The sequence below is a fragment of the Cupriavidus sp. P-10 genome (assembly GCF_003402535.2).
In the GTDB taxonomy this organism is placed as follows: Bacteria; Pseudomonadota; Gammaproteobacteria; order Burkholderiales; family Burkholderiaceae; genus Cupriavidus.
In genome coordinates, this window is record NZ_AP025171.1 from 1,459,185 (window position 1) to 1,481,835 (window position 22,651).

Genomic DNA, 22,651 nt, shown 5'->3' on the forward strand with positions numbered 1-22,651 from the left:
GCTGGGATAAAAGATAGGCTTATAGAAGCCGGTCCACCGTAGCGTTGGCGGCAAGTACCCGCGTCCGTAAGATCAAATTAGGCACGCTGATCCGCTACAAAACTCAGTCCCAGCAAACTGCGGCAGCCTTGCTCGAAAAGAAGATTTCTTTCCCATGAAGGCGAGAAGTGCATCAAAAATATCTTTACAGTGCCATTTATAGCGGAAGTTGCCGCGCCGGCGTCGCCCAGCACTGGTTGATTCATGACGGAAGTTACCGCCACATCCGCGCCAGCTAAGGGTTTCCGGGCATTTGTAGCAAAGTTGCCGCCACCACCGAGAGTAGCGGAGCACCATTTGTAACGGCTTTTGTTCCGAGTCACGGCGTTCTGTTTGACTTTTCGTTCGGCTGGCGAGTTGTTCCACTTTTCCTTCTGTAAGCTGCTGCAAATTCAGTTCGCGGCTGTCCGAGACGACTTTGACCACGTCTGAACAGGTCCGAACACAAGAAATCAGACACGCGCATAGGTGCAACCCATGGATGTATTGGCGCCTGAACATTGGTTGTCACGAAACGAACATCATCTCGTAGATTTGTTATGGCTTTGGTTCCGCTTTTTGATAAGTTCTTAGTCCGGGGATGTCCGGTCTCGGACAGACGGAAAGCCGCCAGCATGCCAGCCTTGGCAAGGGGGTACGACATTTCTATTTGGCTCAAGTACGACATTACTATTTGGGCCTAACACTAACACTTCGCATAATCTATCTTATGTTAAATGAAAGACACAGATGCGCCGTGGTCCCCGGAACTCAGAAACCCTGGACCGCCACTGCCTCGCGGCGGATTCCACCCTTGTCCTTCTGAACACCGGATGATGACAAGGCTCGGATAGCAGCTTCGCGGGAATTCGCGATGCGCTTGTGTGCGGTCTGCAAGACCGCATCGATGTCTCGCCTGGTGACAGCACGCTGCAGCGCACGCCAGGTCTTCAAGGAATTTTCCAGCGAGCCTGGATGGCATTCGAGCCCCAGCCGGACATAGCGCAGGACCCGCAGCGAGATGGAGTTCAGCAGTTCCCCGACCAGCCGGTTGCTCGTCAGGTCTGCCATGGCCATGTTCGCGATGAAGGTCACGCTGATATAGGCGTCTACCGATTCTTCGACGGCCTTGCTGAACTGCGGCATGAACTTTTCGAACCAGGCGTCCAGCGCGTCCGCGCGCTCTTCCACCAGTTGCCTGAGCAGGATTTCAAACAGCGCATCCCGCACGACGTAGATATCGCGCAGATCCTGGGCGTTGGGCTCGGTGACAATGGCGCCGCGCCGCGCGCGAAACTCCACCAGGCGCTCCCGCTCCAGGATGCGCAAGGCCTCGCGCACAGGAGCGCGGCTGACTTCCAGCACCTCGCAAATGTCATTTTCAAGCAGGCGTTGGCCGGCGTGGATTACGTCGAGCGTGATCAGGCCCGCCAGCCGCACTGCAATCTGATCAGCGACCGATGCCGACCAGTCGCGCCCATGCATCAGCGCCTGCTCAACCGCCAGCATGACCGGACTCTGCGGCGTTTGCGGCGCAAGCAGCGACTGCAGGTCTGGCGTGTTGGTAGTCTTGAGTCGAGCCATGCGCGGCGCATCCTTCCGATATACGTTGTTCAGTTTTTGTCGACAATATTAAACCGCGCAACCGGCTGGAGGCAACCAGGACCCGTGCCTGGCATGGCTTCGTGAAGCGTTATGCGTTGTCCACCGGCAGAGGTGCGGCCTGCCGGCGCACGGCACCGCGTGCCGCCCTGCTTTCCTTGGGGCTGCAGCCGAATTGCACGTGATACCAGCGCGAGAATCCACTTGGCGCGGAGAATCCGAGCAGGGTCGCCACTTCGGTCAAGGGACGATCGCTTTCGATGACATGGCGCGCGGCGAGTTCGATGCGGACGTCGTTGACGATCGAAGAAAAGCTCTGCCCTTCATCCGCAAGCCGGCGTTGGACCGTTCGGCACACCACGCCCAGATGGTCCGCCACCTGTTCGATGGTGCAGCGCCCGCCGGGCAGCAGCAACAGGATGATGCGCCGCACGTCTTCGAGCATTGTCACCTGCCGGCAAATGGCGGAAGCATCTACCAACTGTTGCGCATAGCGCGCCATGGCAGGATCGGCGGAGGAATTGCGGGCATCGAGATCGGCCTTGGGGCAGATGATGCAGTTGAATTCATGGTCGAACTCTACGCAAGGCCCGAAAAACCGTTGGTGCGTACTGAGGTCGCGTGGCGCCGGATGTTCAAAGCAGACGCGCCGCGGCACCCAGTCGGGGTTGAGCAGTTGGCGTATCAACCGCACGATGACCCCGAGTGCGAGTTCCACCCGTTGGCGTGTGGGCTGGTGTGCATTGCCGGCGATGACCGCCTCGCGAATGATCACCAGTCCGTCGCATTCCTCGACCGCCAGCGAGAGCGCACTGTTGAGCAAGGCTTGATAGCGCATCAGGATGCGCAGCGAATCGCGCAGGGTCGCCTGGTCGCGGATCAGCAGTCCTACCGGCCCGAGATTGGACAACAGGCGCGACTCGGCCATGCATAGCCCGAAGCTCTCGTTTCCTGACAGGGTTGCGGAGGCGTGCAGCAGTCGTCCGACACGCTCCACCGGAATCATGAGGTCCGGATCGCGCAGAACGCTAGGACTCAAGCCGGCGTCAAGGAGCATTCGCACCGGGTCCAGTCCGGCAGCCAGGGCGACCTCGCTGTAGTTGGTGAGGGCCGCGGCGCGGACCAGTGACGACATTGCAGGGGCGAGTAAAACAGTGACATGGAATGATAAAAGCCTGTCATGTACTGTCAAGCGGGAGAAACCCGTGGCGTCCAAACTCCAAGGCGATCGACCAGCTCGACGAAGGAGACAACGCTCATGATCCAACGCCTCGAAGCGGCACCCGCAGTGGTCCGCGCCACCTCGCTTGGGAATTCCATCCGGGTCGAGCCAATCACTTGCACGATCGGCGCCGAACTCGGCAACGTCCACCTTGGCGCGGCTGCCGAGGACGACCAGCAGATGGCGGAGATCCGGGCACTGTTACTCAAGCATCGCGTGTTGTTCTTCCGCGACCAGGACATCACGCGCGCAGAGCATGTGGCCTTTGCGCGCCGCTTCGGCGAACTGGAGGACCATCCGGTGGTAGGCAGCCATCCCGACTACCCGGGACTGGTCCAGATCTACAAGACCCCGGACAGTCCTCCCGAACGCAATGAGAATTCCTGGCATACCGATGCCACCTGGCGCGACCAGCCGCCACTGGGCTGCGTGCTGCGCTGTATCGAATGCCCGCCCGTGGGCGGCGACACGATGTGGGTCAACATGGTCGAGGCATACAACCAGTTGCCCGAGGATATCAAGGCAAAGATCGCCCCATTGCGTGCGCGGCACAGCATCGAGGCGAGCTTCGGCGCCGCGATGCCGATTGAAAAGCGTCTTGCGCTGAAGGCCCGGTACCCGGACGCCGAGCACCCCGTTGTGCGCATCCATCCCGAAACCGGGGAGAAAGTGCTGTTCGTCAATGGAAGCTTTACGACGCATTTCACCAACTTCAATGTGCCGGCGAACGTGCGCTTCGGGCTGGATAAGGCGCCAGGTGCAAGCCACCTGCTCAACTATCTGGTCAGCCAGGCCAGCATCCCCGAATACCAGGTGCGATTTCGTTGGAAGAGAAACAGCGTCGCGTTCTGGGACAACCGTTCAACCCAGCACTATGCAGTGATGGACTATCCCCCGTGCCACCGAAAGATGGAGCGAGCCGCCATCGTTGGTGATCAACCTTACTGAAAGATCGACATGACCGCTACGACACCAACCGTTCTTATCGTCCCTGGCCTGCGTGACCACGTGCCGGAACACTGGCAGACGCTGCTGGCCGCAAAGCTGCCTCGCGTCGTCAGCGTCGCCCCGCTTGAGCAGGACAAGCTGAGCTGCGCAGCCCGGGTCGAGGCAATCGACCGCGCCCTGGCCACCATCGACGGGCCGGTCATCATCGTCGCGCACAGCGCGGGCGCGATGATGGTCGCCCATTGGGCTGCGCGAGGCGCCACACGCGAGATTCTCGGCGCATTGCTGGCGGCGCCCGCGGACCTCGAGACGCCCATGCCGGCAGGCTATCCGACGACCGAGACACTGGGCGCCCAGGGCTGGCTGCCGATTCCTCGCGGCCCGTTGCCGTTTCCCAGCATTGTTGCGGCAAGCAGCAACGATCCCCTGACGCGCCTGGATCGCGCCCGCGAGCTGGCGCAGTCGTGGGGAAGCCGCCTTGTCGAGCTTGGCGAGGTCGGGCATCTGAATCCTGCCTCGGGCTATGGCGAGTGGCCGCAGGCCGAAGCGTTCATTCGCGAGCTTTCGCAAGCGAATATCCCGGCGACGGCCCGCGGATAATCTGAGATCAGTCCGGCTGGAAATTGATGGATTTCAGTAGCGCGGACTGTTGTTGATAGGCCTGCTTCAAGTCCGCCATCATGTCTTCCGTGGTGGCGGCACTCCCCTGCTCCATGCCCATGTCCCTGACGCGATTCTGCACCGCTGGCTGCCTGAAATAAGCCAGCGTCACCTCGCGGATCTTTTGCTGGACGGCAGGATCGACATCCGGGCGCGACCTGAAGCCCGCGAATTCCGCGGGCGTGGCGGATACTCAGGTCACGAAAATGAGGAGCCGGTGGTCTTTCGCGCCTCCAGGTCCCGATGTGCCTGCACGGCGTCTTCCAGGGCGTAGCGCTGGTTGATCCCGATGTGGATGCGGCCTGCCGCGACGTGCCCGAACAACTCATCGACCAGTTCCGCCTTTTCGGCGGGATCGGCGATGTAGTCCGCCAGGCCCGGTCGAGTCAGGTACAGCGAACCCTTGCGGGCAAGGATTTGCGGATCGAACGGCGGGATCTTGCCGGAGGCGGTACCAACGCAGACCAGCAGGCCGCGGCGCTTGAGGGAGTCCAGCGAGGACATGAACGTGGCCTTGCCCACGCTGTCGAAGACCACCGACACCCCTGCTCCGTCCGTCAGTTCCCGCACGCGGCTGGCCACGTCCTCGTGGCTGTAGTTGATGGTGTGATCGCAGCCATGGGCGCGCGCCACTTCGGCCTTGGCGTCGGTCGAAACCGTGCCGATCACTTTCAGCCCGAGGCCGGGCAGGCGGATGGCGCCGGCAGGAAACTGCGTGACCAGGCGAGGGGTGCGGGGCTTCTTATTCTTCGACCCGGATGGCTGCGTCGCTGGCGATCTTCGTCCAGACCCGCAGGTCGTTCTGGACGATCTCGCCCAGCTGCGCGGAGGACTTTACCGGAGCCGGCTCGAAGTTGAGCTTGTTCATCAACGCCGCAATCTCGGGCGATCCCTGCACCTTGTTGACCTCGTCGGACAGGCGCTTCACGATTGCCGGACTGGTCCCTGCCGGCGCGAACATGCCGAACCATCCCACCGTGCCGAACTTGTAGCCCTGCTCGCTCATCGTCTTGACGTTGGCAAGCTGGGGCGAGCGCACGTTGCCCACGATCGCAATGCCACGTACCTTGCCGGATCGCAGGAATGGAACCGCCACGCTGGGATCGGTCCAGCCGATCTTCAGCACCCCCGAGGAAAGCTCGGTGAGCAGTTGGGTGGTAGTCCGGTAAGCAACGTGCTCCGTCTTCATGCCGGTCTGCTTCTTCAGCCACTCCATCGTCAGGTGCGCGGACGAACCGGTGCCCCAGCTGCCGTAGCTTATTTTGTCCGGATGCGCCTTCACGTACTCGATCAGTCCAGGCAAGTCGTTCACCGGCAGATCCGGGCTGACCAGCAGCAACACGCCACCCACCGCAGTCTGCGCGATCGGCACGAGGCTCTTCCTGGACTCCGGGGAAATAGACTTGATGACTGCCGGCGCAACCACCATGTTGGATGCCGTCGTGTAGAGGATCGTATAGCCATCCGGTGCCGCCTTGAGGGCGGCATTGGTGCCGATCACCCCACTGCCACCCGGCCGGTTCTCCACCACCACAGGCTGCTTCAGCGATTCCGAAAGGCGTTGCGCCATGACGCGCGCCAGCGCATCGGTTCCGGATCCGGGAGATGACGGCACGATCATCTGGATCGGGCGCACAGGCCAGTTTTCCTGCGCCTGAACCGGACGTACCGCGCACAAGCCGACGATGGCCTCCGCGCATAGCGTGAGGGCAAGCCGCTTTCTGAGTAATGACATCGTTGTCTGTCCCCATCTTTTCTAGTCATTCGCCCGGTGCGCAGTTGTGCTGCCCGCCTCACCAGGCCACTGCTGCAACGGCGAGGATTCCTGACGACTCAGGCGATCGTGCGATTGATCATAGCAGTCGCATTTTTTATTGTCGACATAAATTATTTAGGCTGATGAGACGACCGGATTCAATTCGAGCCAGGCCCGAAATGGATCGCAACAGGTGGGGATTGCCGGGGTCCGCCAACGCGGTGGCGGACCCCCGGATGGACTGCTCCGCTACTTGCCTGTAGCTGGCTGTACGGACACGGCGATGGCCTCGGTATAGACCGCCTCGACCCTGTCACCCTTCTTGATGCCTTTGAGCCGCTCCGGATCGTCAACCACCAGATCCACGGTGCGACCCTTTGGTCCCTTCAGCGTGACGGTCTTGGCGCTGGTGTTGACCGCGACGACGTCGGCAGTGACGGTCACTTCGCGGCCGACCGTACCGCCCGGCTTCGCACCCGGCGCGGCACGGTCCGAGATCTCGCGCTCATTCATCGCAAGGGGCCCGCTGCCCTTCTTGAGGCTCATGGTCAGGGCCTCCCTGTACTCGATCGTGACGGTGTCGCCTACCTTGAGCTGCTCGAAGTTCCTGGCCTCCGGGCCTACGACGATATCCACGACCTTGCCGTCGCCGGATTTCAGCGAGACCGTTCGCGTCGGCGCATCGATCTTGACGATCTTGGCGGTCATTTTCGCCGTGCCGGTGGCAGTCGCCTGGCCTGCCGATTGCGTGACATCCACGCGCGTTTCAGGCTGTGCCCAGGCGGAAGCGGTAGCCACCATCATCACTGCTGCAGCCAGTACTGTTGTTCCTTTCATGCTGTATCCCCTTTTGCTCTGCCTTGCGCTGCGCGGCCATGACACCAGCTGCGCTTCCCTTCAGCGTCCCATGCGGCGGTCATAGCTGCGTGAAACGCGATCGAGCAGGCCGCCATCGCGCGGGCTGGCGGAATTGAACTCAACCCGCACGCTGCCGTCGCCTTGCTGGCGGACACTGGCCGTCACGGTATCGCTGTCTTTCCTGCCGACGACAGTGCCAGCCATCGCGTCCTGACTGGTGATGACCAGGCCCTGGTCCCGCATGGCATCCGCGGCCGCATAGAACGAACGGTCGTAGCTGGCAGGTGCGCCCGCAGGGGGTGGGTAGCCGTAGTAGGTGCAGCCCACCAGCGTCAGGGTGGCAGCGGCTATCAGGGCGATTCGCTTGAGCTTCATGGTGACACCCTCCATTTCCAGTGATGTACGCGGTCAAGGTCCGGTGTGCTACGCCATCAGGAGCGCCTCGAAGGATGCGTCACAGGCTTCATCGTGTGTGATGCCGGTCAGCATGTTTGTCTGCCCCCGTCAGCGCGGCGGCTGTGCGCCCGGCGCGTCGAAGCCGATCGTCATCGCGCCGCTTTCGATCTGTTGCAGGCGCAGCAATTGGCGGGCCGGCAGCGTCTGTGCTGCCAGCCGCGCGCTGGCGCCCTGTCCGAAAAGGTCATACAAAACCATAGCACACGGAAGGTCTTTGCCTAAGTGAGCCGCATGAAACCCTGCTGAAGGCGCTTGCGCCCGTCGTGGCTGCGATCATAGGTCGCTTGACTACCGCGCCCAAGGGGCCGGCACTGCACATGTTGCGACGCAGTCTTTTGGTGTCGCTCACCGGAACCCGATGCGCCGCGCCCCTTCCCGGAACAGCGCCTCGCCATCCGCATCGAACGGGAATGTCAGCAGGAATTCGTCAAGCGTGTAGCGCGGGGCGATCCGGTAGATCGCCGCAGCCTGGGAACGCGCCTGCTCCAGCGAGTTGGCCAGCGCCAGCGTGCAGGCGGCAATCGCGTGGATATGCGGGAACACGTTGGGGCGCGCGGCGGCCTTGACGGCCCAGCCAGCGGCTTCCTCGAACTGTCCGAGTCGGACCAGCGCCATCGCCCGCGTCGCCAGCATGCCGAACAGCATCGGGTCGAACGGACTCAGCTGGCGCGACAGGTCCGACGCATCGATGGCCGCCTGCGGGTCGCCGGAAATCGAGCGGACGAACGACAGGTTGTAATGCCCCAGCGCAAAGTTGGGGCTCAGGTCGATGGATTGCTCCAGCTCGCCGACGGACTCTTCGGGATTGCCCCGCAGCCACAGCGCGCGACCCATCGCCCAGTGGACCGCGGGGTCGCGGTCATCCGCCATCATGCCCTGCACCGCGGCTTCGTAGGCTTTGTCGATCTCCGGTCCGCGCTTCTCCCAGTTCTGGAACGCGTCCTGGAAATGCGTGAAAGACAGGCCGGCGTAGGCGCGCGAAAAGGTAGGGTCAAGCCGCAGTGCCGTCTGGAAGAAATGCCGGGCCATCTCGTTGTCGGCCCGGCGATACCGGTACATATGCCAAAGGCCGCAGTGGTACGCCTCCCACGCATCGAGCGAACCCGGTGGTTTCAGGATGGCGCGGTTTCGCTCCAGGGTCTCGATCTCGCTGGCGATGGAGGCCACGATGCGGTTGCCGACCTCTTCCAGCACGAGGAAGGCGTCGTCCAGCTTGTGGTGGAAGGTGTCAGCCCAGACGATCCGGGCGCTGCGTGTCTCGGCCAGTTCGACGGTCACCGTCAGGCGCCCTTCCCGCATGCTGACGGTGCCGCCGACGACGTAGTCGACATTCAGAGTCCGGCCGGCTTCTTCCGCGCCGACGTGCCGCTCATGCAGCGCGAACACGGTCCCCTGCGCGATGACAAACAGGCTGCGCAGCTTGGCCAGGCGCGTGATGATGTCGTGCGCCAGTGCATCGGCTGCGCCGCCGTGCGCGAGCGCCGCGGTGGAAGGATCGATGAACGGCATCACCGCAATGGAGCCGTGCCGGGAAATTGCCGGTGAGGCGTCGGTGGCCGCAGGGGCGCTGGTGGCCTCGACCACTTCGAGCACTTCGACGACCGAGGTGCGGCCGCCTGCCCCGCCTGCCGCACTGCCCGCCGAACCGGCCATGGCCGAGCGCCAGGCATTGCGGATCGGCCGGCTGTCCAGCCCTTCGGCCTCGAACAGCCTGGTGGTGGCGGCGACATGCTCTTCCCCTTCGCGTATGCGACCCTGCCGGGCGAGCGCGGCGAGGATAGACGCGTGCACCTGCTGGTCGAATGGCGCCAGCTCGCGCCACTTGTCGAGGTAGCCAAACGTCTCTTCGTCGGCAGCGTCCTGCACGAGCTGCTCCAGCAGCGCGGTCTGGCAGGCCCGGAAACGCCGCCGTTGCGCGGTGAGCCACGCGCTGAACGCCGGGCAGCGCGCAATGTCGAGACCTTCCAGGAAATCCCCTTCGAACAGCTTCGCCAGGCCGTGCTGCCGCTCTGGCGACAGCGACGTGACGCCTGCCTCCATGGCCTGCGCCACCCCCAGCGCATCCACAAACCCGTCAGTCAGGTCCAGCCAGATCGTCTCGCCGCTGGTGCGCAGCCGCTGCCGCGCGTCGGAATCGACGAGCTTGCGGATCCGGCTCAGGCACCAGCGCAATTCGCCACGTGGATCGTTGGGCACATCCCACAGCAGTTCGCAGAGCTGGCTGCGCAGCACCGGCCGCGGCGCAAGCGCCAGGTACGCGAGCAGCGCGCGGACTTTCCTCGATGCCGGCAGCGAAAGCGCAACGCCATGCCGCCGGACGCGGAACGGCCCAAGCAACTGGATCTGCACCGGCGGGATGCCGGTTCCGGGCGGCAGGTTCGATTCCACGGGAATTTCCACGCCGGCTACCACGCCACCTACCACGCGCGCGGCCAAAGATCGGGACTGGAACGACCTGGAACAGACCGGAAAGGAGACTGGATCATGGACACCACCTTGCATGTGCGCAGCCGCAGTCATCTGACCATCGCGCTAGCGGCCGGAGCGGTCTTCGCGCTGGGGCTGGGCCTGCGCCAGTCGCTGCCGCTCTTCATCAGCTTACTCAACTCTCATACCGGCGTTGGCTATGCCACCGTCAGCCTGGCCTTCGGCCTCTCGCAGCTGATGTGGGGCATGGCGCAGCCGGTGGCGGGCGCGATCGCGGACCGCTGGGGGCCGCGGCCGGTGATGATTGCCGGCGCCACGGTGTTTTCCATCGCGGTCGCGGCCACGCCGGTCGCGGATAGCGCCATCACGCTGATGCTGCTGATTGGCGTGGCCGCCGCTGCCGGGGCTGGCGCGATCGGTCCGGCCATGCTGATGTCGGCAGCGAACCGGCTGATTCCCGAGGCACACCGGGCCCTGGCGAGCGGCATCATCAACGCGGGCGGCTCGGTGGGCCAGTTCACGATCCTGCCGCTGACGCAGTTGCTGATTGGCACCGCGGGCTGGCAGCCGGCCCTGGTGCTGCTCGGCGCGGCGGGGCTGGCCGCGATCCCGGCGATCCGGGTCATTACCCGCACGGCGCCGGCGCACGCCAACGCCCATGCAGGCGCTGCGGGCGGTGGCACGGTGGGCTCGGCAACGGTGGGCTCGGCATTACGCGGCGCACTGCAAGATCCCGGCTTCTTGCTGCTCAACGCGGGCTTCTTCGCTTGTGGCTTCCACGTTGCATTCATCTCGACGCACCTGCCTGGCGTGGTCGCGCTTTGCGGAATGCCCGCCACGGTCAGTGCCTGGTCGCTGTCGCTGATCGGTCTGTGCAACATCCTGGGGAGCCTGTTTATCGGCAAGGCCATCCAGACCGTGCCGATGAAATATGCGCTGGCCGTCCTCTATTTCGCACGGGCACTGCTGATCATGGCGTTCGTCGTGGCGCCGAAGACGCCGTTGACCTTCGCCCTGTTCGGTGCCGGACTCGGTTTCACCTACCTGTCGACCGTCCCGCCGACCATCGGCCTGGTCGCCAAACTGTGCGGCGCGCGTTACCTGGCCACGCTGTTCGGCGTCGTCATGCTGTCGCACCAGCTTGGTGGATTTCTCGGCGCCTGGCTTGGTGGCAAGGCGTTCGAGGTGACCGGCAGCTACGACTGGATGTGGCAGGCCGACATCGCGCTTTGCCTGCTTGCCGCCTTGCTGCACCTGCCGATCCGCGAGGCACGCCCCCTGCCCCTCGCTGCGGGACAGGCCCAACCCACCTGAGGAGACTGCCATGCGTTCATTTCACTCGACATCCTTCGCTGCGCCGGCGCAGCCCTTCTTCCGCGAGGCGGGCACCGGACCCGGCGTCGTCTGCTTCCATGCGAATGCGAGCACCTCCGGTCAATGGCGTGCGCTGATGGAGCACCTCGCACCGAGGTTCCACGTACTGGCGCCCGATTCCTATGACGCCGGCCAGGGTCCGCGCTGGCCGTCGGACCGGGTGATTTCGCTGCGCGATGAGGTGGCGCTGATAGAGCCGGTGCTCGGCAAGGCTGGCGCATCGCTGGCAATGGTGGGGCATTCGTATGGCGCTGCGCTGGCACTGGTCGCCACGCTGGCGCAACCCGGCCGCGTGGGTGCCCTGGCGCTTTACGAGCCAACGCTGTTTTCGCTGATCGATGCGCAGCAGTCCGCGCCGAATGACGCCGATGGCATTCGCCATACCGTCGCCGATGCGGCTGCCGCGCTCGATGCAGGCAACGAGGACGCGGCTGCCGAGCACTTTATCGACTACTGGATGGGAACGGGAGCGTGGCGGCAGACACCCGGACAACGCAAGCCGCCAATCGCCGCATCGGTGAAGAATGTCCGCCGGTGGGCGCATGCGCTGTTCACGGAGCCCACGCCGCTGCAGGCATTCCGATCCCTCGACGTACCGGTGCTCTATCTGCTCGGCAAGCGCTCGCCGCCGTCGGCGCATGCAGTGGCGCGGCTGCTGACGGCCGCGTTGCCGCACGTGGAAGTGGTGGAGTTCGCGCAACTCGGGCATATGGGCCCGTTGACGCATCCGGAGGTGGTCAATCCGGTGATCGGCGAATTCCTTGCGCGCCACCTGCGATGATTACAAGGCGAGCGTAAACGGCAGCAGCAGCGCATTCACCAACAGCAAGCTGAAGACGATGGCGATGGCCGCCGGGACGCCGCGGCGCCAACCATGCCCTGCGCCAGCCGCTCGCCGCGTCCACAGAAACCCCGCCCCCATGCCCAGCACGGCCAGCCCGGAAAGCACGCTCTCCGCGGTCAGCGCGGCCGGGTAGGACCTGGCGGGGCTGCTGTTGAAGGTTTCGATGTACGGCAGCGATTCCGCTCCAGGGTCTGCCGGCGCTGGCGCGGCGGCGGCAAGCGGCTGTGTGAGGGCCACCGGTTCTTGCTCGGGTTCCTGGACGGCTTGCGGCGCAGGCAATGCGGTCGCCGGCGTCCCGTCCGGTACGGCGGCGAGCGCGGGGCTCGGCAGCGCGGCTGCCGGCGCCTGGATGGTGGGGCTAGTCTGGACTTTGGCCGTGGGCGGCGTAGACGTAGAGGCAGGCGCCCCTGAGGCACTTTTCATCGAGTCCCGTTCCCGCCAGAACCTGGCAAAAAGGCCTTCCAGGCAGCGTGCCGACTCGCAGGCATCGCGCCGGGCACGCCAGGCGGTAATGTCGGCATTATCGATCCTGCCCTTGCGCAACATCCGCTGCTGCTCGGCGTAGATGCGCTCGTAGCGCTCGGACAACCTGGAAGAATTGCAGATCAGCGCATGGCGAGCGCGTGGCCTGGGCTCGTCAGTTGCCAGCGTGCATCGCACTCCGGAACCATCCGGATTGTTGCAGCGGACCGTGGATTCGCCCGCAGGAGAGTTGCAGGCGATGTCGGAGGCCCATGCACCGCCGGCGGCGCAGAGGCACGCTGCAGCACCCGCGCAAACCATCGTGGCCAGGCGCCCTGTGATCCTCTTCATGATGATGCCCCATCGTCAAGCGGCCCAAGGCTTTCAAGCTAGTCGCTAGCTGGCGGGTCATGCAAGTGCCGGATTTTGCAGGCCTGCGCCAGCGCACATGGCGCCAGGCAGGCCGGCAGGAATGCGCGCTGTCGTGCTCTCGCGGCAACCCGTCAGCGGGCGGCCTTCGGCGTCATGGAAACGGCGAACGCCTCGGTGTAAACCGCCTGAACCTGTTCGCCGCGCCGGATCGCCTTGAGCTGCTGCGGATCGCTGACATGCACGTCGACCGTCTTGCCCTTCGGGCCCTTGATCGTCACCATGCCGGTCTTGCGGTTGACGTTCACGACATCGGCAGTCACTGTTACCTCCCGCCCGATGCTGCCCCCGGGCTTGGCACCAGCCGGTGCGCGATCGATGGTCTCGCGCTCGATGGACGAGCGAATGCCGGTCTGCCGGGTCATGCTGACGGACAGCGCCTGCTTGTATTCGACGGTCATCACGTCGCCAATGCGTACCTGGTTGAAATTTCGAACATCGTCACCGACCTGCAGGTCGGTGACCTTGCCTTGCTTGTTCTTGAGGGACACCGTGCGCGTGGCGGTGTCGATGGCCACCACGGTCGCGGTGGTCTTGACAGTCTCGGTCGCCATCATCGCCCCGACGCCGGACGCGACAACCACGCTGGATTCTGGCTGTGCCAGCGCTGCAGCACTGGCCGCGGCCAGCGCGCATGCCAGGAGTAGTCTGTCGAAACGCATGCTCGGCTCCTTTGCTCGGAGAAACGTTTTGGACTCCTGTTGGTTTAGCTCATCCACGCCAAAGTACAAGCCGCGGGGCAGCCTGGCGCATGACCGGCCTTGCGCCGGCCGCGCTGAACCCGCTGGCCGTTCCCGCGAAGCGGGAAGCGCAACCAGTCAGAAACGGATATCCAGCTGCCTCACCACGGCCCTCTCGCGCTCGTACTGCTCCGCCGCGAATTTCGCGTAGGCCTCGCTACTGAGGTGGACCTGCTCCAGGTCGATCGCCTCGAGCGAGCGCAGGTAGGCGGGATCCTGCGACGCCTTGTAGAACGCGTCGTGCAGCGCCTTGACCACCGCCGGATCCATGCCCTTGGGGCCGACGATGCCGACCAGCGAACTGGCCGTGATGTCGTAGCCGCGTTCCTTCAGCGTCGGCACATCCTTGAAGCGCGGGAAGCGCGCGTCGCCGACGATGGCCAGCGGCCGCACCTTGCCGGCAACGGCATACTGGCCCCACCCGGGATCGAGCACGGCATCGATGTCGCCGCCCAGCAGGGCCATCATTTCCTCGGAACCGCCTTTGTATGGCACAAAGGTGAATTTCGCGCCGGTGGCCTTGCCAAGCTTTTCCATGGAGATATGGCCGGAACTGCCGATGCCGACAGCGCCATAGGTGACCTTGCCCGGGTTCGCCTTGGCGTGGGCCAGGAATTCCTCCAGCGTCTTCCAGGGTGCATCGGCCCGGACCACCAGCCCGTAGCGGTAGTTGGTCAGGCCGATGATGTAGGTGAAGTCCTTGAGCGGGTCGTATGGCGTCTTCTGCAGGTGCGGCATGCGGAAGATGTTCGACGCCACCATCGACAGCGTGTAGCCGTTCGGCGCTGCTGTCTGGGACATCACCTGCGCGGCAAGCGTGGCGCCGGCACCTGGCTTGTTGATCGGCACGACGCGCTGGTTCAGTTCCTTGCCGGCCGCCGCCACCAGCGTGCGCAGCGAGCCGTCAGTGGGACCGCCCGGCGGGAACGGTATCCAGAATTCGATCGGCTTGGCGGGAAAGTCCGCTGCCGCCAGCGTGGCGGGTGCATGGGCGGCCAGTCCGGCCAATGCTGCCAATGCCAGTACGCCTTGCCGGGCGACCGATCGCAGGCTCCTGCGCGTTCCACGGATGGTCATGCTCACGTTTCGTCTCCTGTCTGTCGTTTTGATATGCCGCGCCGGGGTATCCAGGGTGCGGTCGGTTTTATGACAAGACGTTAGTGAGTTGCGCCGACAAGACCAATTGCGGATTCGGTCAATCGCATTGGCAGGAATGTCGGCAGGAATGTCGGGAGGTATGCTGGGGCCACGCAGTGGATGGCGCCAGGTAAAGACATGACGGCCGGAGGGACCGGCCGCCGAGGAGGGAATTCGCCGGACGCATCATGGCGGCGCGCCCGGATTGCAGAGACTTATTCGACCGCGATGCCCTTGTCGCGGATGACCTTGCCCCACTTGGCATAGTCCTGGCGGATGCGCTGGCCCATCTGCGCCGGTGCCTGGTAGCTGGCAATGGCGCCTGCCTTCAGCAGCTTGTCCTGCACGTCCTTGTCGGCCAGGATCTTGCCGACTTCGCCGGAGATGCGGTCGACCACGTCCTTGGGCGTGCCCGGGGGCGCCAGCAGGCCGCCCCACGACACCGCTTCATAGCCCTTGAAGCCCTGCTCCGCAATGGTCTTGACGTCGGGCAGCATGGCGACGCGCTGCGGCGAGCCGACGGCGATGGCGCGCAGCTTGCCGGCCTGGATATGCGGCAGCGCCGCGACCAGGTCGGCGTACATGATGGGCACTTGCCCGCCGATGGTGTCGCTGATCGCCGGCACGCCGCCCTTGTAGGGCACGTGCTGCATCTCGAAGCCACCCATCTGCTTGAGCAGTTCCATGCTCAGGTGGCCGAAGCTGCCGGCGCCGGAGCTGGTGTAGTTGAGCTTGCCCGGCTGCGCCTTGGCCTGCGCGATCAGCTTGGGCAGGTCGGTCACGTTGGGCAGCAGCGTCGGGTTGACCACCACCACGATGGGCAGGTCATAGACCGTGGCCACCGGCGTGAAATCCTTGGTGGTGTCGTATCCCGCCTTCTTGTACAGGAACGGTGCCAGCAGCGTCGGTGTGGCCAGCATCATCAGCGTGTAGCCGTCCGGCGCGCTCTTGGCGACCTGGGCGGCAGCGATGGAGCCCGACGCACCGGCGCGGTTTTCCACCACCACCGGCTGCTTGAGGGCTTCGCCCAGCTTCTGGCCGACGATGCGCGATGCGGTATCCGTGGGCCCGCCCGGCGGGAACGGCACGACCAGCTTGATGGGCTTGGCTGGCCACGATTGGGCGAAGGCGCCGCTGACCAGCAGCGGTGCGGCGGCCAGCGCCAGGATCGCGCGGCGGCGGGAGTGAACCATACGGGTAATGTCTCGAATACGCACTTTCTTGTTCCAGTTGAATCAGCGCAAGGCAATCCAGCCCCCTTGCCGGGCGCGCTGCGCGTGCGCCATGGGTATGCCATGGGCACGACGCGCGGCGCGAATGCTCAGGCGGACGCGGGTGCGTCCGGCAGCGTCAGCACGCCGCTGGCCTGCAGGGCCTGCAGCTGGTCATCGCTCATCTGCAGCAGGTTTTGCAGCACGGCGCGCGTGCCTTCGCCCAGCGTGGGCGGCGCGCTGCGGATCGGCAGGCGCTGGCCATCCAGCCGGTAAGGCGGCGCGAAGACATGGGTGGTGCCTGCAACGGGATGCGGCATCTCGCGCAGCAGGCCGCCCTGGCGGGTGCGTTCGCTGGTCAATGCCTCGTGCAGCCCGGCCACCTTGCCGCACGGAATGCCGCAGGCGCTCATGCGTTCGAGCAGCAGGTCGCGCGCAAAGCTGCGGATCAGGCCCGTGATCAGCGGGGTCAGCGTCTCGCGGTTCCTGGCGCGCTCGACATTGGTGGCGTAGCGCGGATCTTCGACGATGTCCGGGCGCTCGATCACCTGGCGGCAGAACTTGTCGAACTGGCTGTTGTTGCCCACCGCGATGATCAGCGGGCCATCGGCGGCGTCGAACATGCCGTAGGGCACGATCGACGGGTGGGCATTGCCGTAGCGGGCCGGATCGCGGCCCAGCAGCATGGCGTCCAGGCCGTAGTAGCCGGTGACCATCAGGCCGCAGTCGTACAGCGCCATTTCGATCAGCTGGCCCTTGCCCTTGCGCTCGCGGCGGAACAGTGCCGCCAGCACGGCCTGCGCGGCGTACATGCCGGTCATCAGGTCCACCACGGCCACGCCAAACTTCAGCGGCGGCGTGTCGGCTTCGCCATTGAGCGCCATCAGCCCGGCCTCGCCCTGGATCACCAGGTCATAGCCGGGGCGCTTGGCCTCGGGGCCGCTGCTGTTGTAGCCGGAAACCGCGCAGTAGATCAGCTCGGGCTTGATGGCCTTGAGCTGTTCGTAGCCCAGGCCCAGCTTCTCGGCACCGCCGGTCTTGAAGTTGTGGATGACCACGTCGAACTGCGGCAGCAGGTCGTAGACGATCTGCACGCCTTCCTTGCTCTGCAGGTCCAGCGTGATCGACCGCTTGTTGCGGTTCATGCTGTTGAAGTACGTGGTCTCGGTCTTGCCGATGCGCATGCCCCAGTCGCGCGTGTCGTCGCCGCGTCCGGGGTGCTCGACCTTGACGACTTCGGCGCCGAAGTCAGCCAGGACCTGGCCGCACAGCGGGCCGGCGAACACACGCGACAGATCGAGTACGCGCACGCCCTCAAGCGGGAAGTCGATGCCTTGGGATGATTCGGGCGTCTGCAATTCTTGTCTCCTTGGGCTGTTTCGGGGTACGAGCCGTCTCTGGGAAATCGTAGCCCATGCCGGGCTGGCGCCACGCGCGGCAGGCGTGGCTGTGGTGTGGTGCGGTCAGCCCAACATTCTTGCTTGGATAAATAGCCTATACAATCCCAATCGACATTGACAAAATGTTCAAGAATATTTGACAAAGCCCTGCGCGGGGCCCAAAAGCATGGCGCCCGGGCATCCGACTGTAGCCGAGTGCCCGGGCGCCACGCTGGCTTCACATTTGCCGTGGGGTGCTTGCCTGCCTCAGTGGCTGGCGCCCTCCACCGCGCCGATGCCGGTCTCGGAACGCAGCTCCTGCGCTTCGAAGCCAGCCCTGTCCACGCGAGCCCGCGCCGACTTGTCCGTCACCGAGAAGAACCAGATCCCCAGGAACCCGGCCGTCATCGAGAACAGCGCCGGCGACGTGTAGGGGAACGGCGCGCTGCTGAAGTGGAACACATCCACCCACACCGCCTGGGACAGGATGGTCAGCACCACCGCCGACAACAGCCCGATGAAGCCGCCGACCGTGGCGCCGCGCGTGGTGCAGCCCTTCCACAGCACCGACATGAACAGCACCGGGAAGTTGGCCGATGCCGCCACGGCAAACGCCAGCGACACCATGAAAGCGATGTTCTGCTTCTCGAACACGATGCCGAGCACCACCGCGACCAGGCCGAGGATGATCGTGGTGATGCGCGAGACCCGCAGCTCCACCGAACTCGTCGCCTGGCCCTTCTTGAAGACCGTGGCATAGAGATCGTGCGACACGGCCGAGGCACCGGCAAGCGTCAGGCCCGCGACCACCGCGAGGATGGTGGCAAAGGCCACGGCCGAGATAAAGCCGAGGAACACATTGCCGCCCACCGCGCTGGCCAGGTGCACCGCCGCCATGTTGATGCCGCCCAGCAGCTTGCCGCTGCCGTCCTGGAAGCTGGCGTTGGTCCCCACCAGCACGATCGCGCCGAAGCCGATGATAAAGGTCAGGATGTAGAAGTACCCGATCCACGTGGTCGCCCAGAACACCGACTTGCGCGCTTCCTTGGCATTGGGCACGGTGAAGAAGCGCATCAGCACGTGCGGCAGGCCGGCGGTGCCGAACATCAGCGCTATGCCGAACGAGATCGCGGAGACCGGGTCCTTGATGAAGTTGCCGGGGCTCATGATCGAGTCCTGCTTGGCATGGACCTCCACCGCCTTGGCGAACAGGGCCTCGGGGCTGAAGTGGTACTGTGCCAGCACCATGAACGCCATGAACGAGGCACCGCCAAGCAGCAGGCACGCCTTGATGATCTGCACCCAGGTGGTGGCCGTCATGCCGCCGAACAGCACGTACACCATCATCAGCGCGCCGACGATGACCACGGCGACCCAGTATTCCAGCCCGAACAGCAGCTTGATCAGCTGGCCCGCGCCGACCATCTGCGCGATCAGGTAGAACGCCACCACCACCAGCGTGCCCGATGCCGCGAACGCGCGCACCGGCGCCTGCTTGAAGCGGTAGGCGGCGACGTCGGCAAAGGTGAAGCGGCCCAGGTTGCGCAGCCGCTCCGCCATCAGGAACGTAATGACGGGCCAGCCCACCAGGAAGCCGATCGAATAGATCAGGCCGTCATAGCCGTTGGCGTACACCGCCGCGGAAATGCCCAGGAACGACGCCGCCGACATGAAGTCGCCGGCGATCGCCAGGCCGTTCTGGAAGCCGGTGATGCCACCGCCGCCCGTGTAGAACGCCGCGGCGGACTTGGTCTTGGATGCCGCCCACTTGGTGATGTACAGCGTGCCGAGAACGAACACCATGAACATGCCGATGGCAGTCCAGTTGGTCGGCTGGCGCACGGCCTGCCCCATGTCGCCACCGGCGGCGAACACGCCGGCCGACAGCAGCAGCGCCGCGGCGGCGAGAATTGCGTGGCGTGCGTTCATGCGACCTCCCGCTTGATACGTTCGGTCAGCTCGTCGTAGGTGCGGTTGGCATGCTGCACGTACAGTCCGGTGATGACCACCGTGAAGACGATCACGAACAGCCCGATCGGCATGCCCCACGTCATCACGCCCTCGCCCACCTTCCTGGCTAGCAGTTCCTTGTCGAAGGCGATCAGCAGCACGTAGCCGTAGTAGATCACCAGCATCGCTGCGGTCAGCAGCCAGCCGAGGCGCGAGCGCCTGCGCACCAGCTGCAGATAATTGGGATTGGTCTTCAGTCGCCTGACCAGATCTTCATGCATTCCTGTCTCCTGCCATCTATGCGTGGTCTTGCCCGCTGGGTTTGGCCCGCTGGGTTTGGCCCGATGCACCCGCGGCGGGACGCCGCGAGTCCGTGCTGCATAAGTTAATGGCCGCCCCTTACCTGCTACTTACACGCGGCAGAAATCGGCCCCGGGTAAACGCTGAGTCGAGGCGTGGGACAGGATGCGCCCTGGCGGTGTCGGTTGTTGGTTTGCATGGGCGACGCATGCGCCGCAAGTCTGATCGGGCCCAACACTGTTGCGGCCGGACGCCTTGCAAAACGCGCGTGGCGGGGCGTCGGCTGCATTTGCTTTCGCACTGCATCCGGTGGCACGGCTTCTGCGTAAGTACAAGCGGACGCCCCGGCGTTCTGCCTCTCCTTACCGCAAATCGGAGTACCGCCATGATTCGACAGTTCGCCCACACGCTCTTTGCCACCGCCGCGATCGCCGTGGCCTGCACCGCCACCATCGCCCATGCCGCCGCGCCGCGCGACAGCGGGCATGCCGGCGACAAGTACGGCTATTCCTTCCGGGGCGACATGGGCAAGGTGTCTGGCGACGGAGCACGCGCGGCCCGCTTCGACGTTTTCACCGAGGGCGCCAGCACCGGGGCACCGCCCGCCAATGCGCAGTCCCTCTCGGGCCTGGATCGCAGCGGCGTATCGGCCGACCCGGCGCGCAAGTTCGATGTGTATTCCGATGGCTCGCTCGCGGGCATGGACCGCAGCGGTGTTTCGGCCGATCCGGCGCGCAAGTTCGACGTCTATACCGACGGCGCGCTGGCGTAAGATCGCATCGGCAGTCACTCCATCTTCAGGCCCACCGATCTGGTCATCGCCTGGTAGGTTGGCCAGGTACGTGCGATGAATCGCTGCAAGGCATCACCGGTCAAGGGAGTGTCCTGGCTGCCAAGCTGCTCGCGCACGTTCCTGACCGCCTCCGATTCGGTGACCGATTGCCGCACCAGCGTCGCCAGGCTCTCGACGATGCCGGCAGGCAAACCGGCCGGCCCCAGCAGCATATTGCATTCAGCAAGGTTGCCGAAAACTGGGTCGGAGATGCCCTCGTCCGCCCAAGTCGGCACGTTTGGCAACTTGTTGCTGCGCGGCCCGGAAATCAGGAGAAGCGGCTTGAGCCCACCGGAAGCCAGGCCGCCCGACATGCCCAGCAAGGACCCGGCGCCGATATCGATATGGCCCGCCAGCAGGTCGCCGATCATCGCGCCGGTCCCCTTGTAGTTGATGATGTCGAGCTGGGCCCCGGTCAGCTTCTTCAACTGCGCGACCATCAGCTGCCACCCCGAGCCTATGCCGTAGTTGCCGACGCTGACCGGGCGTTTCTGCGCGAGGGCGAGCAATTCCTTGAAGGTGGTGGCCGGCAGCCCCCGGGTCGCGACCATGACGCCGACACCGGTGCTGATCGATGCCACCGGCGTGAGGTCGCGCGAGGGATCGATGGGCGGCTTCTTCAGCAGGACCGGCGCCTGCGCCAACTGGCTGTGCAGGGTGCAAAGCAGCGTATAGCCGTCAGGCCGCGCCCGCGCCACGGTTTCTGCGGCGATCATGCCGATGCCGCCCGGCTTGTTCTCCACCACCACCGGCGTCTTCAGCCTCGCGGAGAAGAACTCCGCGAATGCGCGCGCGGTGCTGTCGTTGGACGATCCCGGCGCCTGCGCCGCAATGATCCGGATCGGCCGTGAAGGCCAGTCGGCGGCAAACGCACCACGTGGCAGCAGCCACGGCAGCGCAGCGGCGCCGGCAGCGGCCCCCAGCATCCGGCGCCTGCGAGGGTTGATCATCTCCGCGGGCAGGTCGCTGCCCGGTTCAGGATAGACACGCATGGATTGTCTCCGAAAGCGTCGAGCCTGCGCCGGCCGACTGGCAGCCGGCGCCCTGGCTGGCCGTCGCGATCCGCCACGGCCGGCGGGCGAGCATGTCGTTTCATGCCGCTACATGCCGATCAGGTCGGCCCGTTGCACCAGGTTCCGGACGATGCGGACCGAGGCGATGTCGATCATCTTTCCCTCGTACTGCACGGCACCCAGGCCTTGCGACAGCGCTTCGTCATACGCGCGCATCATGTCGCGGGCACGCGCTACATCGGCCTCTGCCGGCGTGAAGACGTCCTGAGCCAGCGCTACCTGCGATGGATGGATGGCCCACTTTCCCGCCATGCCGAGGATCATGGCGCGGCGGGCTTCTTCTCGGAACGCTGCGGGATCGCGGAAGTCGGCGAACGGCCCATCGACGGCGTCCAGCCGGTTGGCGCGCGCCGCGATCGTCAGCCGCTGGCGCTGGTAGTGCCAGATGTCGCCCGGATATCCGCCGCTGCCGCCAATGTCCCGCATGGATACGCCCTGGCTGGCGGAGTAGTCGCCCATGCCGAAGATCAGGCACTCCAGGCGCGGCGACGACGCGGCGATCGCCTCGACGTTCATCATCGCTTCCACCTCTTCGACCAGCACATCGATACCGATGCGGTGGCGCAGCCCGAGCTTTTTCTCCATCATCGACAGCAGCTTGTCGACGAACTGCACATCCGCCGCCGACATGGCCTTGGGCAGCATGATCACGTCGAGGTTGCGGCCGGCGCCCTCCACCACCTCGATGATGTCCTCGTAGGCATACTCCGTGGTCAGGTCGTTGATCCGCACGCAGCGCGTGGACGTGCCCCAGTCCAGGCCGTTGAGCGCATCGACGATCTTGCGCCGCGCCGGCCGCTTTTCGCTCGGGGCCACGGCGTCTTCCAGGTCAAGGAAGACGAAGTCGACGGCCATGTCCGCTGCCTTGGCCATCATCTTCTCGCTTGAGCCCGGCACGGACAGCTGGCACCGGCGCAGTCTCCTGGTTCGTTCCTGCATGATGTTGTCTCCTGCTGGTTGTATTGGTCTTGCT

At 64.8% G+C, this 22,651-nt stretch carries 23 protein-coding genes and 1 pseudogene; 5 read left to right on the top strand and 19 right to left on the bottom strand.

The genetic code is table 11. The features are described from left to right. Positions 1 to 72: 72 nt before the first annotated feature. The 3 genes from CTP10_RS23650 to CTP10_RS23660 form a co-directional block, all read right to left on the bottom strand. Positions 73 to 465, bottom strand: a complete 393-nt coding sequence (locus tag CTP10_RS23650; RefSeq protein WP_147316248.1) for a hypothetical protein — start codon at positions 463 to 465, stop codon at positions 73 to 75. Between the two features lie 324 nt (positions 466 to 789). Next, entirely contained in the window at positions 790 to 1,527 is a 738-nt protein-coding gene (locus CTP10_RS23655) for a GntR family transcriptional regulator (protein WP_233528255.1), read from the bottom strand. Positions 1,528 to 1,711: 184 nt separating this feature from the next. Continuing rightward, entirely contained in the window at positions 1,712 to 2,755 is a 1,044-nt protein-coding gene (locus CTP10_RS23660; RefSeq protein WP_116321692.1) for an AraC family transcriptional regulator, read from the bottom strand. Positions 2,756 to 2,878: 123 nt separating this feature from the next. Here CTP10_RS23660 and CTP10_RS23665 point away from each other — a divergent pair, with 123 nt between their 5' ends. Next, positions 2,879 to 3,790 (top strand): TauD/TfdA dioxygenase family protein, encoded by a 912-nt coding sequence (locus tag CTP10_RS23665; protein ID WP_116321693.1) that lies wholly within the window; start codon positions 2,879 to 2,881, stop codon positions 3,788 to 3,790. A 9-nt stretch (positions 3,791 to 3,799) separates the two neighbouring features. After that, the gene (locus CTP10_RS23670) at positions 3,800 to 4,390 is read left to right on the top strand and encodes an RBBP9/YdeN family alpha/beta hydrolase (RefSeq protein WP_116321694.1); all 591 of its coding nucleotides are present in this window, start codon (positions 3,800 to 3,802) and stop codon (positions 4,388 to 4,390) included. A 7-nt stretch (positions 4,391 to 4,397) separates the two neighbouring features. Here CTP10_RS23670 and CTP10_RS23675 read toward each other — a convergent pair whose 3' ends face one another. The 7 genes and pseudogenes from CTP10_RS23675 to CTP10_RS23705 form a co-directional block, all read right to left on the bottom strand. Continuing rightward, positions 4,398 to 4,562 carry a hypothetical protein gene (locus CTP10_RS23675; RefSeq protein WP_233528256.1) on the bottom strand — a complete coding sequence of 55 codons (165 nt, stop codon included), beginning with the start codon at positions 4,560 to 4,562 and terminating at the stop codon, positions 4,398 to 4,400. A gap of 86 nt (positions 4,563 to 4,648) precedes the next feature. Beyond that, positions 4,649 to 5,131 (bottom strand): annotated as a pseudogene (locus tag CTP10_RS23680) (zinc-binding dehydrogenase); the annotation flags it as partial. 61 nt (positions 5,132 to 5,192) lie between these two features. Continuing rightward, positions 5,193 to 6,185, bottom strand: coding sequence for a Bug family tripartite tricarboxylate transporter substrate binding protein (locus CTP10_RS23685; RefSeq protein WP_116321695.1), 993 nt, complete (start codon positions 6,183 to 6,185; stop codon positions 5,193 to 5,195). Between the two features lie 270 nt (positions 6,186 to 6,455). Next, positions 6,456 to 7,043, bottom strand: coding sequence for a hypothetical protein (locus CTP10_RS23690; protein WP_116321696.1), 588 nt, complete (start codon positions 7,041 to 7,043; stop codon positions 6,456 to 6,458). Between the two features lie 60 nt (positions 7,044 to 7,103). Continuing rightward, positions 7,104 to 7,439 carry a hypothetical protein gene (locus CTP10_RS23695; protein ID WP_116321697.1) on the bottom strand — a complete coding sequence of 112 codons (336 nt, stop codon included), beginning with the start codon at positions 7,437 to 7,439 and terminating at the stop codon, positions 7,104 to 7,106. Between the two features lie 129 nt (positions 7,440 to 7,568). Next, positions 7,569 to 7,712 carry a hypothetical protein gene (locus tag CTP10_RS23700; protein WP_233528257.1) on the bottom strand — a complete coding sequence of 48 codons (144 nt, stop codon included), beginning with the start codon at positions 7,710 to 7,712 and terminating at the stop codon, positions 7,569 to 7,571. Positions 7,713 to 7,865: 153 nt separating this feature from the next. Next, positions 7,866 to 9,908, bottom strand: a complete 2,043-nt coding sequence (locus CTP10_RS23705; RefSeq protein ID WP_233528258.1) for a transcriptional regulator — start codon at positions 9,906 to 9,908, stop codon at positions 7,866 to 7,868. 96 nt (positions 9,909 to 10,004) lie between these two features. On the opposite strand from CTP10_RS23705, the gene CTP10_RS23710 reads away from it, so the two are divergent. Further along, the gene (locus tag CTP10_RS23710) at positions 10,005 to 11,261 is read left to right on the top strand and encodes an MFS transporter (RefSeq protein ID WP_116321699.1); all 1,257 of its coding nucleotides are present in this window, start codon (positions 10,005 to 10,007) and stop codon (positions 11,259 to 11,261) included. A 10-nt stretch (positions 11,262 to 11,271) separates the two neighbouring features. Then, a complete protein-coding gene (locus CTP10_RS23715; protein WP_116321700.1) occupies positions 11,272 to 12,102 on the top strand; it encodes an alpha/beta fold hydrolase in 831 nt (276 codons plus the stop codon). Here CTP10_RS23715 and CTP10_RS23720 read toward each other — a convergent pair whose 3' ends face one another. The 7 genes from CTP10_RS23720 to CTP10_RS23750 all read right to left on the bottom strand — a co-directional run bounded on the left by CTP10_RS23720 (position 12,103) and on the right by CTP10_RS23750 (position 19,754). Continuing rightward, on the bottom strand, positions 12,103 to 12,753 hold the full coding sequence (locus CTP10_RS23720) for a GntR family transcriptional regulator (RefSeq protein ID WP_233528259.1): 651 nt from the start codon (positions 12,751 to 12,753) through the stop codon (positions 12,103 to 12,105). It abuts the gene before it with no gap. Positions 12,754 to 13,130: 377 nt separating this feature from the next. Beyond that, positions 13,131 to 13,718, bottom strand: a complete 588-nt coding sequence (locus CTP10_RS23725; RefSeq protein WP_116321702.1) for a hypothetical protein — start codon at positions 13,716 to 13,718, stop codon at positions 13,131 to 13,133. Between the two features lie 156 nt (positions 13,719 to 13,874). After that, positions 13,875 to 14,873, bottom strand: a complete 999-nt coding sequence (locus tag CTP10_RS23730) for a tripartite tricarboxylate transporter substrate binding protein (RefSeq protein ID WP_233528269.1) — start codon at positions 14,871 to 14,873, stop codon at positions 13,875 to 13,877. Positions 14,874 to 15,148: 275 nt separating this feature from the next. Further along, complete coding sequence (locus CTP10_RS23735) at positions 15,149 to 16,126, bottom strand: Bug family tripartite tricarboxylate transporter substrate binding protein (RefSeq protein ID WP_116321703.1); 978 nt, start codon at positions 16,124 to 16,126, stop codon at positions 15,149 to 15,151. A gap of 128 nt (positions 16,127 to 16,254) precedes the next feature. Then, entirely contained in the window at positions 16,255 to 17,502 is a 1,248-nt protein-coding gene (locus CTP10_RS23740) for a CaiB/BaiF CoA transferase family protein (protein ID WP_116321704.1), read from the bottom strand. A gap of 288 nt (positions 17,503 to 17,790) precedes the next feature. Beyond that, entirely contained in the window at positions 17,791 to 19,452 is a 1,662-nt protein-coding gene (locus tag CTP10_RS23745) for a cation acetate symporter (RefSeq protein ID WP_116321705.1), read from the bottom strand. Then, complete coding sequence (locus CTP10_RS23750) at positions 19,449 to 19,754, bottom strand: DUF485 domain-containing protein (protein ID WP_116321706.1); 306 nt, start codon at positions 19,752 to 19,754, stop codon at positions 19,449 to 19,451. The genes CTP10_RS23745 and CTP10_RS23750 overlap by 4 nt, the downstream gene beginning before the upstream one ends. A 404-nt stretch (positions 19,755 to 20,158) precedes the next feature. Between CTP10_RS23750 and CTP10_RS23755 the strand changes: the two genes are divergently transcribed. Then, the gene (locus tag CTP10_RS23755) at positions 20,159 to 20,545 is read left to right on the top strand and encodes a hypothetical protein (RefSeq protein ID WP_116321707.1); all 387 of its coding nucleotides are present in this window, start codon (positions 20,159 to 20,161) and stop codon (positions 20,543 to 20,545) included. A 14-nt stretch (positions 20,546 to 20,559) separates the two neighbouring features. On the opposite strand, the gene CTP10_RS23760 is transcribed toward CTP10_RS23755, so the two are convergent. Further along, positions 20,560 to 21,597 (bottom strand): Bug family tripartite tricarboxylate transporter substrate binding protein, encoded by a 1,038-nt coding sequence (locus CTP10_RS23760; RefSeq protein ID WP_233528260.1) that lies wholly within the window; start codon positions 21,595 to 21,597, stop codon positions 20,560 to 20,562. Positions 21,598 to 21,705: 108 nt separating this feature from the next. Next, entirely contained in the window at positions 21,706 to 22,617 is a 912-nt protein-coding gene (locus tag CTP10_RS23765) for an HpcH/HpaI aldolase/citrate lyase family protein (RefSeq protein ID WP_116321708.1), read from the bottom strand. Between the last annotated feature and the right edge of the window lie 34 nt (positions 22,618 to 22,651).

What these genes read in the sequence shown, in the direction of transcription:
- CTP10_RS23655 (WP_233528255.1), bottom strand. Translation starts at nt 1,527, where the DNA reads ATGCTGGCGGTTGAGCAGGCGCTGATGCATGGGCGCGACTGGTCGGCA.
- CTP10_RS23660 (WP_116321692.1), bottom strand. Translation starts at nt 2,755, where the DNA reads ATGTCGTCACTGGTCCGCGCCGCGGCCCTCACCAACTACAGCGAGGTC.
- CTP10_RS23665 (WP_116321693.1), top strand. Translation starts at nt 2,879, where the DNA reads ATGATCCAACGCCTCGAAGCGGCACCCGCAGTGGTCCGCGCCACCTCG.
- CTP10_RS23670 (WP_116321694.1), top strand. Translation starts at nt 3,800, where the DNA reads ATGACCGCTACGACACCAACCGTTCTTATCGTCCCTGGCCTGCGTGAC.
- CTP10_RS23685 (WP_116321695.1), bottom strand. Translation starts at nt 6,185, where the DNA reads ATGTCATTACTCAGAAAGCGGCTTGCCCTCACGCTATGCGCGGAGGCC.
- CTP10_RS23690 (WP_116321696.1), bottom strand. Translation starts at nt 7,043, where the DNA reads ATGAAAGGAACAACAGTACTGGCTGCAGCAGTGATGATGGTGGCTACC.
- CTP10_RS23695 (WP_116321697.1), bottom strand. Translation starts at nt 7,439, where the DNA reads ATGAAGCTCAAGCGAATCGCCCTGATAGCCGCTGCCACCCTGACGCTG.
- CTP10_RS23710 (WP_116321699.1), top strand. Translation starts at nt 10,005, where the DNA reads ATGGACACCACCTTGCATGTGCGCAGCCGCAGTCATCTGACCATCGCG.
- CTP10_RS23715 (WP_116321700.1), top strand. Translation starts at nt 11,272, where the DNA reads ATGCGTTCATTTCACTCGACATCCTTCGCTGCGCCGGCGCAGCCCTTC.
- CTP10_RS23725 (WP_116321702.1), bottom strand. Translation starts at nt 13,718, where the DNA reads ATGCGTTTCGACAGACTACTCCTGGCATGCGCGCTGGCCGCGGCCAGT.
- CTP10_RS23730 (WP_233528269.1), bottom strand. Translation starts at nt 14,873, where the DNA reads ATGACCATCCGTGGAACGCGCAGGAGCCTGCGATCGGTCGCCCGGCAA.
- CTP10_RS23735 (WP_116321703.1), bottom strand. Translation starts at nt 16,126, where the DNA reads ATGGTTCACTCCCGCCGCCGCGCGATCCTGGCGCTGGCCGCCGCACCG.
- CTP10_RS23745 (WP_116321705.1), bottom strand. Translation starts at nt 19,452, where the DNA reads ATGAACGCACGCCACGCAATTCTCGCCGCCGCGGCGCTGCTGCTGTCG.
- CTP10_RS23750 (WP_116321706.1), bottom strand. Translation starts at nt 19,754, where the DNA reads ATGCATGAAGATCTGGTCAGGCGACTGAAGACCAATCCCAATTATCTG.
- CTP10_RS23755 (WP_116321707.1), top strand. Translation starts at nt 20,159, where the DNA reads ATGATTCGACAGTTCGCCCACACGCTCTTTGCCACCGCCGCGATCGCC.
- CTP10_RS23760 (WP_233528260.1), bottom strand. Translation starts at nt 21,597, where the DNA reads ATGCGTGTCTATCCTGAACCGGGCAGCGACCTGCCCGCGGAGATGATC.
- CTP10_RS23765 (WP_116321708.1), bottom strand. Translation starts at nt 22,617, where the DNA reads ATGCAGGAACGAACCAGGAGACTGCGCCGGTGCCAGCTGTCCGTGCCG.